8 protein-coding genes and 1 pseudogene are annotated in these 16,715 nt (G+C 40.3%); 4 read left to right on the forward strand and 5 right to left on the reverse strand.

What is annotated here, in order from left to right:
- Positions 1-83: 83 nt before the first annotated feature.
- Entirely contained in the window at positions 84-1,520 is a 1,437-nt protein-coding gene (locus IPM47_07860) for a leucyl aminopeptidase (GenBank protein ID QQS30830.1), read from the reverse strand.
- A gap of 333 nt (positions 1,521-1,853) precedes the next feature.
- Between IPM47_07860 and rsmA the strand changes: the two genes are divergently transcribed.
- From rsmA to IPM47_07880, 4 genes and pseudogenes are all read left to right on the forward strand, one after another.
- Positions 1,854-2,633: a ribosomal RNA small subunit methyltransferase A gene (gene rsmA, locus IPM47_07865; protein ID QQS30831.1), complete on the forward strand. Its 780-nt coding sequence runs from the start codon at positions 1,854-1,856 to the stop codon at positions 2,631-2,633.
- A 286-nt stretch (positions 2,634-2,919) separates the two neighbouring features.
- On the forward strand, positions 2,920-8,382 hold the full coding sequence (locus IPM47_07870) for a VCBS repeat-containing protein (protein QQS30832.1): 5,463 nt from the start codon (positions 2,920-2,922) through the stop codon (positions 8,380-8,382).
- A 105-nt stretch (positions 8,383-8,487) separates the two neighbouring features.
- Positions 8,488-8,637: pseudogene (locus IPM47_07875) on the forward strand (hypothetical protein).
- Between the two features lie 204 nt (positions 8,638-8,841).
- Complete coding sequence (locus tag IPM47_07880; protein QQS30833.1) at positions 8,842-9,309, forward strand: hypothetical protein; 468 nt, start codon at positions 8,842-8,844, stop codon at positions 9,307-9,309.
- Between the two features lie 355 nt (positions 9,310-9,664).
- Here the strand turns inward: IPM47_07880 and IPM47_07885 are convergent, their stop codons facing one another.
- The 4 genes from IPM47_07885 to IPM47_07900 form a co-directional block, all read right to left on the reverse strand.
- Complete coding sequence (locus IPM47_07885) at positions 9,665-11,146, reverse strand: NADP-dependent isocitrate dehydrogenase (GenBank protein QQS30834.1); 1,482 nt, start codon at positions 11,144-11,146, stop codon at positions 9,665-9,667.
- Positions 11,147-11,901: 755 nt separating this feature from the next.
- On the reverse strand, positions 11,902-12,687 hold the full coding sequence (locus IPM47_07890) for a DUF1828 domain-containing protein (protein ID QQS30835.1): 786 nt from the start codon (positions 12,685-12,687) through the stop codon (positions 11,902-11,904).
- An 89-nt stretch (positions 12,688-12,776) separates the two neighbouring features.
- Positions 12,777-13,184 carry a hypothetical protein gene (locus IPM47_07895; GenBank protein ID QQS30836.1) on the reverse strand — a complete coding sequence of 136 codons (408 nt, stop codon included), beginning with the start codon at positions 13,182-13,184 and terminating at the stop codon, positions 12,777-12,779.
- A gap of 793 nt (positions 13,185-13,977) precedes the next feature.
- A complete protein-coding gene (locus IPM47_07900; protein QQS30837.1) occupies positions 13,978-16,713 on the reverse strand; it encodes an SMEK domain-containing protein in 2,736 nt (911 codons plus the stop codon).
- Between the last annotated feature and the right edge of the window lie 2 nt (positions 16,714-16,715).

The raw sequence follows: 16,715 nt of genomic DNA on the forward strand, positions 1-16,715 counted from the left end.
TGTCGAAGATTGCCTCCGCAGTTACTTGTTAAAATTGAATAAGATAGGGTAACAATGTCCTGAGAATTTGTTTCCGTTTTTGTTTATGACAGATTACAGCGTTTTTTGAGGAATTGATAAAACAATCGCACACCTTTACCCGAACCGTTCTTCATGCGGTAGTTTCTGCCTTGCATATACCATGCATCAGGCATATCAATATGCATCCAGGGATAGTCGGTAAAATGTTCGAGAAATTTGGCTGCGGTGATAGCCCCACCTTCCGAGCCGCCGATGTTTTTTAAATCGGCAATATCCGATTTCATGAGGTCTAAATATTCTCGCCAAAGGGGCATTTCCACCAATCGTTCATAAACCTCTAAGCCACTATTTTTTAAAGCTTTGGTATCTTTTCTGGATGCATTACTCATTAAAAGGGAGGCCTGTGAGCCAACAGCAATAGCGGCAGCACCTGTCAAAGTTGCGACATCTATCACCAATTCCGGTTTATATTTTTTGGCATAACTCAACGCATCTCCTAAAATCATTCGTCCTTCGGCATCAGTGTTTAGCACCTCAACAGTAGTGCCGTCATACATCGTAACTACATCACCCGGAACATAAGCGTTTTCGCCGGGGCGGTTGTCGGTTGCAGGAACCAAACCAATCACATATAGCGGAAGCTTGTTGGCGGCAATGGCATACATCGTACAGCCTACAGCCACAGCGCCTGCCATGTCGCATTTCATATAATCCATTGAATTGGTTGTGGGTTTCAGACTAAGCCCTCCAGTATCAAATACCACTCCTTTGCCAACTAATATGACAGGTTGTTTGTTGACCGCACGTTTTGGCTTCCATTCCATAATAGTAAACGTAGGAGGTTCCTGACTGCCGCGGTTTACCGCAAGCAAACCGCCCATTTTCAAACTTTCAATTTTCTTTTTATCAAAAATGGTGGTTTTAAATCCCGATTTCTTACCCATTTCTTTAAAACTTTCGGCAAGTTGTTCTGCCGTTTGGTAAACAGGGGGTTCGTTTATCAGATCGCGTGCAGAGCAAACTGCATCCAACAAGTTTTGCAGCTCTTCTACTTCCTGTTTGGTAGCGCTGTCTTCGGGCAAATAAATCCTTTTGAGTGAATTTTTAATCTTCTCCGCATCTTTCCGGTATTTCAAAAATTGATAGTTGGCTAATACCATCCCTTCTGCAAAATGCCATGCTGCGTTTGGTATGCTGCTTTCGTTGCTGATAACTGCTTCCGTAGTTTTGTATTTGTTCAACAACTGAGTGGCATCGGCAGCAGCAATCCGGCAGTTTTCATGTGCAATATGAACATCGTTTTCTTTTTTAAAATAACTGATGATGCGCAATTTGTGATAATCATTCACAACTATCGGAAAGGCTTCGGCGGCTACTTGTTTTTTGATAAATCCCAACTGCTCTTCGTTAAATCCTAACTGCTCCCAAAGCGTATGATCATCGGCTATATATACTACCGAAACATTGTCTTGTATCTTTGCAACTGATTTTAACTCCATAACATCGCTACTTTTCTTTTTTTGATTAAGCATAAAAAACAATAAAATCTTAAAAGGATAGGTAAACCTATCACTGAAGGCACAAAATTAAGCAAAAAAATATATCTCTCTTACTATTTAACCCTAATTAGGCAATTTACCCCCTTACTTCAAAAAGGTTAATATTTATATTTTATCTGATAAAAGTGATAAATCAAAAATCAGGATTTCATTTGAACCGACATTCAAAAAGCTGCTACCGGACATTGGTTTACTTTTACGGACGATAAGCCAATATTCAATTCCCGACTATTAATACCCTGCTATTCAAAAAAATAACAAAACCGACATTAGATGAGAAAGCTAAAACAATTTGGGCAACATTTTTTAAAACATCCTCAAATTGCCGAACGCATAGCAGATAGCCTTCAACTGGAAGGAACGGGATCGGATATAGTGGTAGAAATCGGCCCCGGACAAGGCATCCTCACCCGGTTCCTTTACAATCGCTCCGGTGTTAAGTTGTTTGTAGTCGAAATTGACAATCGTTTACCCGAAATATTGATTCAAAAATACCCTTTATTGGAGGGGCATATCATAGAACAGGATGTGTTAAAAGTACATTTTGAGGACTATATCGGACAGGAGCCTTTTTGGATGATTGGAAACTTTCCATACAATATTTCTTCTCAGATTTTGTTCAAAGCCCTCGACTACCGTCACCGGTTGAAACAGGTGGTCGGCATGTTTCAAAAGGAAGTAGCTCAACGCATCGTGGCAAAAGAAGGCAACAAGCACTACGGTATTCTCAGCGTACTGTTGCAGGCATATTTTAAAACCGAGTATTTGTTTGAGGTAAGTCCGGGCAGTTTTGACCCTCCTCCCAAAGTTCAGTCTGCTGTTGTCCGTTTGACTCCGACCGAAGAATATTCCCATCTTATCAACAACCACAAGCAGTTTAAACAAACGGTTAAGCAGGCCTTCAACCAAAGGCGCAAAATGCTGCGCAATGCGTTACTTCCTTTTCAATTTCATTTTGACCGGCTCCCGCCCGAGCTTCCTCAAAAACGGGCAGAGCAAATCAGCCTTAACGGGTTTATTGATTTGGCTAATGCCATGATTAACCCTGAATAAGTATTGAATCCAATGCTTGGTTTTATTGAACTAAAAACATCGGGGAAAACCAAATCATCAACCATTATAAGCATATAAGTTAACTGCAAAAAGCCAGATAATTCGCAGTCGTTATTCCAATGCTGAATTTCAACCCCCCTTTTTCGTCAAAACATAAAAATTGAGGTAAGCCAAATTTATTGTCGGGTAGTTGATGCTTTGATGTGGTTCTTCTTAAGCACAAAACTAAATTGCCTTTATTTACACATTCTTTAAGTCTGTCCGCCAATCTTAAAAAATGTGTTGCATGATCAGGCATTTCTATATTTTTTGTATCTTTTTCAGCTTCGGCAGCCCGACAGTTTTTGCACAAATATTTTTTGCTCCGGGTCAAACGATTTCTGTTGCCGAAGCCTTAAACCCCATGAAAGTTTTTGCCGCCGATTTGGACGGAGATGGGTTTACGGATGTGCTCGTTGCCTCTTCGGCAGACAATGAAATTTCATGGTATCGCAATGATGGGTTTGGAAATTTTGGTGAACAACAGGTGATTTCGACCCTTACGATAGGAACTAATGCGGTATATGCCGCCGATTTGGATGGAGACGGGGATGCAGATGTGCTGTCCGCATCCTATACCGACAACACCATCGCCTGGTTTGAAAACGACGGAACCGGAAATTTTGGAACGATACAAACCATTTCTGTCAATGCCAATGGAGCGCGGGCAGTGATTGCCGAAGATTTGGACGGAGATGGCGATAAAGATGTGTTGTCGGCTTCACATAATGACAATAAAGTTGCGTGGTATGAAAACGATGGAGCAGGCAACTTCGGCCCGCAGCAGGTAATTACCAACAGTGCATTCGGGACCCATGCCATATATTCGTTGGATTTGGACAATGACGGAGATGCAGATGTGTTGTCGGCATCGTTTTACGACAATAAAATTGCCTGGTATGAAAATGATGGTTCCGGAAATTTCGGCGGTCAGTTAATTCTTTCAACTGACATTAACGGAGCATGGTCAGTTTATGCGGCAGATTTGGACGGAGATGGAGACCCTGAGGTTTTGGGTGCATCCGGAGGGGGTAATTTAATAGCATGGTTCGAAAACTTCGGAAATGGAATCTTCGGACCTCTGCAAATCTTCACTACCGAAGCTGAACTCGGACGCGCAGTTTTTGCCGCCGACCTGGATAACGACGGAGATATGGATGTGCTCACCGCATCGCATATTGAAAACAAAATTGCCTGGTATGAAAACGAAGGAGCGGCCAACTTCGGACCTCAGCAAATTATTGGCAACCAAGCTATCGGACCTAACAGCATCTTTGTCGCCGACCTCGATGCTGATGGCGATTTGGATGTTTTATCCACCTCCACTTTTGATAACAAAATCGTTTGGTACGAAAACATTCCATTTACCGAAACTAATCCTGTTCCGCCTGTTGCCGCCTTCACCACCCTACCCCCTGCTAATCATCCCGATACATTGTATCTCTGTTCCGGTCAAAACATTCAATTCTTCAACCAATCTCAAAATACCAGTACTTTTTTATGGGATTTTGGCAATGGTCATTTTTCAAACACTGCCAACCCCGTTTACACATATCCTCAACCCGGTATTTACTCTGTATTTTTAACAGCAATTCATCCTGTTGCTTCTCTGAACGATACTGCAAACCTTGTGATTGTGGTTGAAAACTCTCCGATACCCGGCATCTCGTGCCCTTCAACGGTATGTTTTGGAACAAATACGGAATATACGACCGAGGCCGGTTGCGCTGCGTACCTTTGGGAAATTTCCGGCGGAACAATTACCGGCGGACAAGGAACACCAACAATCTCAGTTATCTGGAACAACCCTCCTTTGGGTACTATTTCATTGACGACCGACTGCGGAGACAGCTTTTGCCAACTTCCTTCTGTGGCTTCAGTTCCAATAATAGACACGGAAGCTGCAATTTCCGGTCAACCTTTGTTTTGCATCTATGAAACTTTGGCCTATTCTGCCCCTGTTTTTGGCGGCACTAATTACCAATGGAGCATCACCCCACCCACTGCCGGAATAATATTGAGTGGACAAGGTAGTGCTTCGGTGGTGATACAATGGAATACGGATGCGGCAATATTGCAGGTATCCTATCAACATTATCTGCTCGACTGCAACGGAGAGGCCGCTTTATCTGTCAGTCCAAAGCCTGCGTTTGAAGTTGTTCCGGTAAATACTGCTTGTATGGAGGGACAAACTATTTTTAGTGTCAATGTTCCGTTTCAAATGAACTGGGCTGTAACAGGAGGAAGTATCATTTCGGGGCAAAATACCGAATCTATCCTTGTGAGCTGGAATGTCCCCGGAACTGCAATGATTACGGCTGTTCCGTTGGAGGCAGACATTTTTTGCAATGAAGTTGCCTATACCTTTACCGAAGTAATGCCGGCTTTACCCATCCCCACCATTTTTGGCAATGACGTAGTTTGCCCACTTGAGACATACCTCTATTCAGTGCCATCTGCTCAGAACAATACCCAGTATTTTTGGAACATTACCGGCGGCAGCATCGTCGAGGGGCAAACAAGTCCCGTAGTTACCGTTCAATGGGATAATTCGGGAGTATATGAACTATCGGTTTATGCTCAAAGTACAACATCTCCATTTTGCGTTTCCGGATCTGCTGAGTTTAACCCGCAACCATTATCAAGCGCGCCGTTTTCTATCAACGGAAACGCTGTCGTTTGTCCAGAAAGCGCATACACCTATAACATCACCACGCCTACAACCAATGCCGATTATGTTTGGAGCATTGTGCCCAACGAAGCCGGACAAATTGTTCAGGGGCAGGGGTCTTCCGAAACTCAGGTGCTATGGCAAACTCCGGCATCTGCCGCAGTAATTCATGCTTTTTTTTGTGGCGAAACTGCCTCGTTTCCGGTAACAATAGATATTATCCCGCAGCCTTTTATCTCACAAGCAGATACGCTTTGTTTGGGAAGTGCTGCCCAGTTGATGGTGGCAGATGCCAATGCCGGAGTTGACTACCTGTCATGGTTTTGGCAAAATGAAAACAATGAACCTTTGAGCGAGTTGCCCATTTTAGAAGTATTTAGCGAAGGAGTGTACCATGTTCAGGTAAGCAATACTGCGGGCTGTATGGCACAAACCGAAATCAGAGTAAACGGGCATACTGCTCCTGTTGCCGAAATTTTAACACCCGGAGCAACGGTTTGCATCGAAAATCCGCTCGATATTCCAATGTTTGCGGTTGATGGCACCAACTATATTTTTGAATGGATGGTGAATGATGCCTTGATTGAAGGGGCTGATACTCCTTTTTTGACTCATGTTTCGGATACCACTTTGCAGGAATTTAACTATCAGGTATTGGTAACGGATACTACCAATACTTGTGAAATTTTATCGGGACAGTTAAACATTTTGCAGATTTCCTGCCCCTCAGGGCCTCCCGGTCCTACCGATCCGACCGACCCCCCGCTTCCGCCACCTCCTTTCCTCTGCCCACCGGTCGAGGGCTATACCGTTGATTTTGACCTGAACATTGATGGCAACAATTGCAATACAGTCTATCTCGACCAACTTTCCGAAGGAGATTTTATCTATTTTACCATCTATTGGGGCGATGGTACAATAGATACGCTTGCGGGAACAACTGCCTCCCATACTTATTCAACTTATATCACCAATGTTTACAACATCACTTTGGTAGGATATTTTATCCATCCCGAAACAGGAAACACTTGTTTAACCTCGTCTTTTACCACCCACAATGTTCCATTGGTAGCGAGGTTTGACTTTACAGCAGCCTGTCTCGGCCAGGAGTGGGGATTTCAGGACCATTCCTACTACCTGCCTACTACTTTTATCAGTTCGTGGATTTGGGATTTCGGCGATGGAACTACCCCTTTTTCGGGAAGCCAAACCGAAACTCATGTCTATACGCAAGCCGGAACCTATAGCCCTTCCCTCACCGTTTCCAACGGAAACTGCGCCGTTTCTGCTCAACAAACTTTTACCATCAGCGATTCGCCCAATGCAGGATTTACCGTAGCAGGCGGTACCTGTGCCGGCAGCTTCACGCAGTTTGTTCCCGACAATACAAACTATTATGGCTATTTTTGGAACTTTGGAGAAACAACAACAGAGGTAAAATCACCGGTTTTTTCTTTTCCGGAAGCCGGCATATATACCGTAGAATTACAAGTTACGGACGAACAGGGTTGCATCTCGCCCGTTGTCAGTCAGGATGTAGTGATTCAAAATCCGCCTGAACCTGAAAGTATTGTGGCCTCCGGTACATTGTTTTGCAGTGGAAATACCGCCATCCTCAACGCTCCCGAAGGAGGAATAGCTTATCAATGGTCGTCAGGACAAAACACGCAACAAATAAACATCGGCAATTCGGGCAGTTATTGGGTGAATGTAACGCTTCCAAATGGATGTCATTATTCAACCCCGCCGGTTGAGATACAAGTTATACCATCCCCGGAACTCAACCTAAGCCCTGAAATATCCATCATTCCGATTTGTAGCGGTGATACAATGACCTTACAGGTAACAGAGCAACCGACTTATACTTACCAATGGATGCCCGGATTTAGCAATACCCATCAACTCGAAGTTACCACTTCGGGCGTTTGGGAAGTTACTGTTACTGATACCCTAACCGGCTGCTTTACTGCGGGTCTTGCAGAAACACAATTGCAAAATCAGATTGCCAGTCCGGTAGTCGTGTTTCAGGAGGCAACCATTTGCGAAGGTGAAACAACTTTGGCGTTCATCGCCTCATTTACCAACCCAAACCATCAGTATGTATGGACAAATGGCATGACCGGAACAGAAATTACCTTGGCAGCACCCGGAAATTATGGGGCAGTAGCTGTTGACCAATTCGGATGTACTTCCGATACTTCTGATATTGTTTCGCTAAGTGTCAGCCAGTATCCGGATTTCAGTGAATTTCCTGCCGGATGCTATGCTATTTGTCATGGAGAAATTATCGGTGTTCCGGCCGGCGTTGCGCAGTCTTATCAGTGGTATTACAACGGTAATCCTATTTTTGGTGCAACCGGTAACGAATATATGCCGCAGGCGGTTGGTGATTATTGGGTAGAGATGATCAATGCCGGTAATTGTGCTGAAAACACCGGCACCTTGCAGTTAAATTTCCTGACCGATTGTTTTCCGCCCCTGCCGGTTTCACTTACAGAATTTAATGGTAAAGTTTTGCCCGAATCTAATTTGCTTGAATGGACAACAGCATCAGAAACCAATGCCGCATTTTTTACCCTGCAATCCTCTTCCAACGGGCAGGATTTTTTCAATCTCGCCCAAATTCCGGCTTCAGGAAACAGCAGCACAGCGCGACATTACCAATACACCCACCACCAACCCAATACCCTGACCTATTACCGCCTGCTGCAAACCGATTTTGACGGCATTTTCCAACAAGTTGGAAGTGTAATATCCCTGCTGCGTCTAAGCGCTTCAACCAATTTGAAGATAAAACAGATTTATCCAAACCCTGCTCAAAACTCGGTACAGATAATCATTACTTCCGACAGTCTTCAACCCGTTACCTTTTGTATTTATGATTTAACCGGTCGTGTCGTGCTTTGCCTCGACCCCTTCTCGTTTACAGGTGATACCACCCTACATTTTGACCTGAACCAACAGCCCGCAGGAGTGTATTTACTTTCACTCAATAACGGGGAAAGCATGACTTTGAGTAAACTGATAAAAGAAAAGTGAAAAGTGAAAAACTAAAAGTGAAAAACTAAAAGTGAAAAGTGAAAAACTAAAAGTATTAAAAGTCGAAGACACTTGGCCATTACCGAAAGCATTTGTCAGTAACGTATAGAGAATATAATTTACCTCCAAAACACCACCGCCGGCGGCGACCGCGTAAGGGCAGAACACGATGCCCTTAACAATATCGTCCTGCCCGTAAACAGCCCCTTCTGGAATATCAACTACCCCCCAAACGGATGGAACTGCCGGTGCGACACCCTCCAACTCACCAAAGACCAAGCCGAAAAAAAGGGAATATCCAATGAAAAAACCGCATCTAATGCCGCCAAATCCGCCACTACCCAAAAACTGTTTGAAGTCAATGTGGGCAAGTCTAAAGTAGTCTTTACCGATAACCACCCATACTTTCAAACCATACGCAAAAACCCCGCCGAGCTGTCTGCCACCAAAAACTATGGCATGAAAACCATAGAGCAGATTTATCAAAGCAAACAGAACCTGCCCGCTCTGCCAAAAAGCAATATAACTTCTTATGATGAATTGGTAAGCTGGTGGACTAATAACGAAAATGAAAGCGGTTCAATTGAAATTCAATCTTCAGTAGGCTTAAAGGTGGCACTCAATAAAACCCTATTATCACACATGGGGCAAGCTAAACAAATAGCAGAAAAAAGGTACGAAATTATGAAACAAGTAATTGAAACCATTGCTAACCCAAATGAGGCGTGGCAGCAATTCTACAAACCCCAAAGAAAACAGAGCAGAAAACTTCAAACAGCTTTTTTAGCATACTACCAAAACACCATTGTTGTAGTAAAAGCAGAAATGCAAAATGGCATTTTGGTAGTAATTACATATTTTGAATCTGAGCCAAACAAAAGCGACAATGTTTCCAAACACAGAAAAGGGATTTTGATAAAAAAATAAAGCGGATTGCAATTGAATTACAGTCCGCTATTATTTAGAACGAACGACACTAAGAGAATTGCGCTGCAAACGGATACATTAAAATGTCGGTCTTTCTAACGCAAAGATAAACCACTTGCCTCAAACCACCAAAACTTTTTTTTTCAAAAGTACAGACGCACGGCCGTGCGTCTCTAATAATCAAACACCATGTCCAAAACAATCTTAGATTTCAACATAGGCAAAGACACCATATCCGCCACCGTAGATAAAATCTTTGCTAAAACTATGAGGTTTTAAACACCCCCTCTATCAAGGTCATCACTTTTAGTTTTTCACTTTTAGTTTTTCACTTTTTAGGAGTAAGTAGGGGTGTTTATTCCCCCTGCCCCATTGAATAGGCAATTTTACCGTTGATTTCATAGAGATGTTCGACTTTAATGAAATCAAAACCGGCATCTGAAATTCGTTTCAACAAATCCAGAACATCACCTGCCCCAATTGGAGGAACATTTCCGGTGCCCCGGTAAACGGGAGAGAGTTCGGAATCGAGCGAGGTAAACCGGCATCGCCAATGGTCGGAGCAGAAGGTTTCCGGAAGCCCTTCGGGATAAACTTTTACTCCACGGTTGGTTATCATTTTCAGGTTCATATAATCGCCGGCCAGCTTGGCTAATTCATCGCCTAATTTATTGGCATTTCGGTTGTCGGCGGTATAATCCACGAATACATCAACACCTACCAGTACTTTTTTGACAGGGGCAGTAGGGGCTATTTTTATGTGAATGGGGGGATGTTCTTTGTTGTAAACGACCTCTTTCAGATGTTCGGGTTTTTTGCCCAACCGCTCTATGATTGCATGGGCAAACTTTTCGGTGCCTACGCGTTCAGCGCTCACTCCTTCGGTAAAAATATCTCCGGTATGAATACCGTCTTCCAATGTTTTCATCAGGGCATTCTGTATTTTTTCGGCTACATCCGATTGACCGATATGTACCAGCATCATACAGGCACCGTTGAGCAAACCCGACGGGTTGGCAATTCCTTTTCCGGCAATGTCGGGAGCCGAGCCGTGAATGGCTTCAAACATGGCAAAATCGTCTCCCACATTTGCCGAGCCGCCCATGCCCACCGAGCCGGCCACTTCGGCGGTGATGTCTGAAATGATATCGCCATAAAGGTTTAGCGTAACGACCACATCAAACCTTTCGGGCTTATCGGCAAGCATGGCAGCCCCTATGTCAATAATGTAGTGGTTCTTTTCTATATCGGGATATTCTTTGCCAACTTCGTCGAAAATATTATGAAACAACCCGTCTGTGAGCTTCATGATATTGTCTTTGGTCATACAGGTAACGCGCTTTCGACCATAAGCCCGGGCATATTCAAAAGCGTAGCGGATCACTTTTTCCGAACCCGGACGGGAAACGAGTTTTAGGCATTGTATGACTTCTGCCGTTTGCTGATGCTCTATTCCGGCATACAGATCTTCCTCATTTTCGCGAACTACTACCAAATCCATTTTGGGGAAATGAGTTTTTATATACGGCGAAAAAGCCTGACAAGGGCGGATATTGGCAAACAGCCCAAGCGTTTTGCGAATGGTTACGTTGAGACTCACATACCCTCCTCCCTGTGGAGTAGTGATTGGGGCTTTTAAAAACACTTTGTTGCGGCGCAAACTATCCCAGGCACCGGGTGCTATTCCGGTTTTAATGCCGCTGTTATAAACTTTTTCTCCAACTTCGATAACCTCGTATTCGAGTTTTGCTCCCGCAGCCTCCATAATCTGAAGCGTGGCGTTCATGATTTCAGCTCCTATGCCATCGCCGTAAGCAATGGTGATTTTCTGACTCATTCAATATAGTTTTTTGATTTAGAAATGGCACGCAAGGTAAAAATTAAAATCGGATTTCCGAAAATTTAACAAGCATGGAAGCATAGCCCCAAAAGTGTAAGGTTTGTTTGGGAAGGGTCAAAACAGGGGGTACATGAAGTCAATGCAGGGGTGCATAAAGTCAATGCAGAGGTGCAATAAGTCATTGCAGGGGCACATTGAGCCAATGCATAGGTGCACGAACCTGTTGCAGGGGGACTTTGAGGCAATGCAAAGGCGCATGGAGTTATTACAGGGCTGCATTACCTTTTTGCGAAGGTGAAATAAAGTTTTGCAGGGGTACAATGGTTCATTGCAGGGGCACATTGAGTCAATGCAAAGGCGCAATAAGTCATTGCAGGGGTGCATTGAGTCATTGCAGTGGTGATTTGTAGTTTTGCAGAAGTGCAAAAATGAGGGTTTCGTCATAACCCCGGATTGTTAGCGGTCAAAAATTGGCTACAGCAAGGACGTTTTGTTCTTGTAAATTCAGAGGCAAGTAAGGGGATTCCTGTCGTTGTACATGTGGTTGTTCATACAGAAACAAGACCTGTATTGTTCTGAAAATGACGAAGAATAAGGATGAGAAAAACGTTTTGCAGCTACCCGAAGGCAGGTATTTCTAAGTACTTCGATGTCAATCAAGCAAAAACTTTGACAGAAGCACTGCATTTGTTTTAACCACGTCAGCCCCTATTGCGGCAAACCTCTATTGTGCTTATGTTTTTTTCTGTCTATCAGTTGGGGTTTATTTTTCTTAAAAGTTTTCTTGAAAAGTCAGCTTCAGCGTCTAATGAAGCTATCATTTCTCCTCCTGCGTTTGAAAGTCTCGCCAAGTCTTGTTTGGGAATAGAAACTTGGTCTGAAAAAATTAATATGCTGTCAAAGTCTGCCTTAGTTCTTAGAAGTCTTTCCAAAATTATGGTAGTCAAACGTGCTTTGTCTCTATTTGGAATACCAAAAAGAAAAAGAGGTGCATATTTTCCTTCAATTCGATAATCAATAGGATAATCTCTCGCATTTTCCATTTCATCAAAGTAGTAGTCTTTATTTACTTTTTCTTCCCCTACAATTTTGAGTAATTGTTCTTGCAAGTCTTCATAAAAAGTTGATTCTGCTCTTGCTCTATTTAGAAAAGTAAGGTCATTTATTTTCGTCAAAGCCTGTCCAAGTCTAAAAATATTAAATCCTAAATTTTCCATAGGTGTGTCTATGAAAAACTCTCCATTGTCTTCGTCAATGAATGTTTCAGCCTTAATCTGGTCAAAAATTTTACCTCTTGTTCCTTCTCTAAATTTATCAATGTCATTGTCATAACTTAAATGCATCATTGTATGTCCCATATCAGTTAATCTGATAATGCCACCGGGCATTTCCTTAATATAAATTTGATAAGGGTCACCATCAGCAAAGTAAAAAGGCGTTTCAATGGAAAGCAATTTTCCATTCTTCGGCTTTATCTTTACTTCTGCACACATTAGTGAGCAAAGAGTCTCTTGTAGTTTATTTAAATCAAGGTTCATTAGTCGAATAATTTAGTTTGACTAGTGTTGTCAGGTGTAGTGCTAATTCCTGAAATTTTACAATCAGTTACAAGGCAATGTAAAGCTCCTTAAACAGTATTATATCTATCAGTTGCTATTGCAAAGCCTTCAGCTTTTCTATTAGCCTTTATATACTTTTCTGTAGCTATATGAATGTGGCAAGTATAACCTAATCTAACATTTTCTAAATGGTTTGTGTGGTCGTGATTTGGTCCGTTATATCTTTTTAGTGTTAGTGTTTCTCCATTTGGGGCAAGCCAACTTATCCCGCAAGAAAAGTCGTCTTCCATACCGTCCCGAAGATTCTGTCGTTTGTATATCAAAAATTCGTGTCCTGAGTTGTCTGACGCAACGGCTTTAAAATTAACTTGCTCGTGACCTTCCTTATTTTTGCATCTCGCTTGTGGATTTGTCAGGCGTTTAGGGCAGTTTAGAAGATCTGCAATTTTGTCGTCTGTTAAACTCTCAAATGCCATTCTTTATTAGTCTGTTTTTATAGTTGCAATTTTACGAAAAATACACTTATATCGGTCATTTTGAAAGTAAACAGTGTCTTTCTAAACTTACACACAACATTTACCTACCCGCAAAATCTTGCGCATTTTTTAATTTTACTAATGTAACTAATGAGCTTTGCACCCTTTGAATAACTCGTTTACTTACGTGTGTGTATCGTATGGTTGTTCTGCTATCGTTGTGTTCTAAAAGTTTTGGTTTAATGTATAGGTCGGTTGCGGGTTCATGCTTAAAGGTGATATAAGTAGGCGTAACGAATGTAAAGTTACTTTTTAATTGCTTATGTTTACCAATAACACTAAAAATATTTTTGTATCCAACCGGTGCTGTACCGTTACCACTAATATCATGATTTTTTTTCGGTAAGCATTGAAACCAAACATGCAACCTAATAAACATAAGTTCCAATAAATTACCCTATCAATCCATGGTTCACTAACCAACTTTTACCCGCTTAGGCTATTTTTTAGACATAGCCCGTCTGCCACTTTTTGTTTCACTTCCCTACATTTTGCAAGTGGATTTCCCTATTGGGTTAAAAGGGTTAATAGCAAAAAGTTGTGGTACTACATTTAGGATTTTAGTGGTATTTGTGTACTTGTGCATTGGTTACCAATGTTATGGACTGCCCCTGTGTCTTTCGTGTTGATTGTCTGTCGGAACTGCGGTGTGACAGCCACATGCTGCTGCCTAATTTTTTTCTTGAGGGTCGGTCGGAGCGACTTTGCAATGTGTGACTGTTAAGCGTTTGCATTACTTGATTAAGTTTTTAGTGTAAAATTCTGCAAGTTTATAATCATAGTTGTCTTTGAGTTCTTTAATTATTTTTTCTTTTAAGGGCTCAATTTGTTGTAGCTTCTCTTTGATGTAATACGGAACAAACAATTCATTTAGCCATTTTAAGTCAAAGTTTGTGTAGTCGTAAGTCTCGTAATTGATTAACCAATTATAGTAGTCAGATATTTTTGAAATTTCTTGAATGTTTTCTTGATTAAAGTCCACATTTAAGTAAGCAAGGCAATTAATAAAATTGAAACCTGTAAAATTCTGAAACTTCCATTTTCCGTTATCTTGTTTAATGTCGTAAGGTGAACAACTTTCAACCACACTTTCAATGAACCTTTTTAAAAGGTTTGGGTTTTCGTCTTTAGTGAAAACGCCTTTAAATGCTGCGTTCATATAAAAGTTTGCATCAAATTTGCCTTCTAAATATTCAACGGCTTTTTGTTTGATTACTTGTTTTCCTGTTTTATTAGCAATATTCCACGAAGCAAATATTTGCTTCGTGTTGTGAACCCTGTTACACTTTTTACAAGCTGTTGTAACTCTGTTGAACAATTTTTCAAAAAATGCTTTGTCATTTTCAGTCAAAATAAAATTTGCCTTTTCAAATGCTAAATCACAAATTGATTCAAGGATATCATCACCCGAATTGTGGTGTTTATCGTCAAATTTCAGTTCAATAATTGTTTTGATTTGCTTCGATGAAAATATCTGAATTTTTGCTTTAAAAAATTTAATAGCATAAGCCCAATTGTTGTGATCAAAGTCTTCTGCAACTCGTAAATAATTTACAAATGGCTTTGCTATCGGTTTTAATTCTTCATCTGTTAATTCCGCTTTTGAAAGCAACAACATTATATTATTGAAAATAAAACGAAGCGACTGACGATAAGATGAAAAGTAATCTTGTTTTGAAATATCATCATTAAATTTAATGCTGTTCCAAATACCTGTGGCATATTGAAATGTAAAGAAATTTGTAATTGTGCTAATGAAACTTTGCTTTTCACTTTCAATAATGGGGATACTTTGAATTTTATACTCATTGAAAAGTTCTTCCAACTTCTTTTCTTCTAGAAAGAAAAACATAAATGATAAAAGTGAGCTATTAAATTCTTTAAATCTGTATTCATAACTTTTATCAGTGGTAAAACTTATTAAAACACCTTCAATCCCTTTAGTTATTGCTTGTCTAAACGTGTAAAAATCATCAGTAATAATATGATTAGCGGAGTAAAAAGCATATAGAATACTAAGTTCTTCCAACAACAAGTTAATTGCATTTGTCCCCAAACTTGTCCCACCATTTGCATAGAGTTTATTTGTGCTTAAAATACTTTCAAATTGTTCATCAATAATTTCACGACTCCAATGCAAATAATGTTTTTCTTTTACCTTTATTAATTCGTCTCTTAATTCAACAGGAATTGAAAAATCATTGATTGTAATATGCAAGTCAATTTCATCTATTTTCGGAAGTATTTGTTTGTTTTCGCTTTTCCACCAAGGAGAATCAATGTAATTGCGAATTTGTTTTATGTTGTAAAGCGACAAAAAATGAATGGCAGAATTATTTTGATTTTTACTTTTTTCAGCAACACTTTTTAAAATTTGCCAACCCTTTATGTGTTCGCCAAGTTTACATAAATAATAGCCTTCAGCTAATGCTTCGTCAAGATTTTCCGAATGTTCAATGGCTTTGCTTTTTAGGTCTGTGAAAAGCGTTTGTATTTTAAAATTGCGGAATTGACAAGACAAGCAATTACAATTACTATCGTAATGTTTGACTTTTATTTTATGATGCTCTATTTCCGTGTATTTTTCTCTGTAACATATACATTGAATTAAACAGTTGTTGAGAACAAGGAAAATTTCTTTTAATTTTTCTTCATACGGTTTTAACGATTCATCGCTAATTGTTATAACCGTGTTTTCAACTTTTACTTTTTGCAAAAGTTCGTGAATTGATTTATTGCTTGTTTTAAGGCAGAAGTGCGAATACGAATCGTGATAACTTTCTTTACTGTTGAAAATCGGAAGTCTTGAAATTGTTCTTGGGTGGATAAAATTGAACCCTTCAAATAGCTTAAAATATTCTAAAATTTGGTCAACAAGGTGAAGTTCTTTGTTTGGCTTAAAAGAATTGTTAATTGTTTTTGAGTTTGCAGAATTATCACTTGTGTCGAATTTTAATTTGTTTTGGTCTAGCTCGGAAATAATAAAATCATAGATTGGTTTAATTTTATCGTAAGAATCAAATTTGTCTTTTAAAGATTGAAAAATTGTGGTGTAGTCGTGAAATACAATTGTAACGCCATATTTTAATAAAGCATTTGCATCATATTTAAACGAAATTTCTCTGTCAATGATGATAAAATGCAGTTCTTTATAGTGTTCATATCTTTTTTTGTTAACAAAGTGATTTATAGTGGTTTCTACTTTCGGCTTATCATTTCTTGCTGTTACTTGAACACATCTTTTCCCTTCTACATCGTGTAGGTCAATTGTTTCATTGTATGCACTTTCAATTTTATCTTTTGAAAGATTAAACCCAAAAAGTAAATTAAAAAAATTGCGAAAGAAACCTTCTCCATTTACAGCACAATCATTAAGATTACATTTGGTTCTAATCTTTATTCCATCAACATACAGTCTAAATTGTTTATCTATTTCATCTCGTAAGTTTTCTGTGTTTGATAGTGCCATAA

The organism is Sphingobacteriales bacterium, from assembly GCA_016700115.1.
GTDB lineage: Bacteria > Bacteroidota > Bacteroidia > Chitinophagales > UBA2359 > UBA2359.

What these genes read in the sequence shown, in the direction of transcription:
- IPM47_07860 (QQS30830.1), bottom strand. Translation starts at nt 1,520, where the DNA reads ATGGAGTTAAAATCAGTTGCAAAGATACAAGACAATGTTTCGGTAGTA.
- rsmA (QQS30831.1), top strand. Translation starts at nt 1,854, where the DNA reads ATGAGAAAGCTAAAACAATTTGGGCAACATTTTTTAAAACATCCTCAA.
- IPM47_07870 (QQS30832.1), top strand. Translation starts at nt 2,920, where the DNA reads ATGATCAGGCATTTCTATATTTTTTGTATCTTTTTCAGCTTCGGCAGC.
- IPM47_07880 (QQS30833.1), top strand. Translation starts at nt 8,842, where the DNA reads ATGAAAACCATAGAGCAGATTTATCAAAGCAAACAGAACCTGCCCGCT.
- IPM47_07885 (QQS30834.1), bottom strand. Translation starts at nt 11,146, where the DNA reads ATGAGTCAGAAAATCACCATTGCTTACGGCGATGGCATAGGAGCTGAA.
- IPM47_07890 (QQS30835.1), bottom strand. Translation starts at nt 12,687, where the DNA reads ATGAACCTTGATTTAAATAAACTACAAGAGACTCTTTGCTCACTAATG.
- IPM47_07895 (QQS30836.1), bottom strand. Translation starts at nt 13,184, where the DNA reads ATGGCATTTGAGAGTTTAACAGACGACAAAATTGCAGATCTTCTAAAC.
- IPM47_07900 (QQS30837.1), bottom strand. Translation starts at nt 16,713, where the DNA reads ATGGCACTATCAAACACAGAAAACTTACGAGATGAAATAGATAAACAA.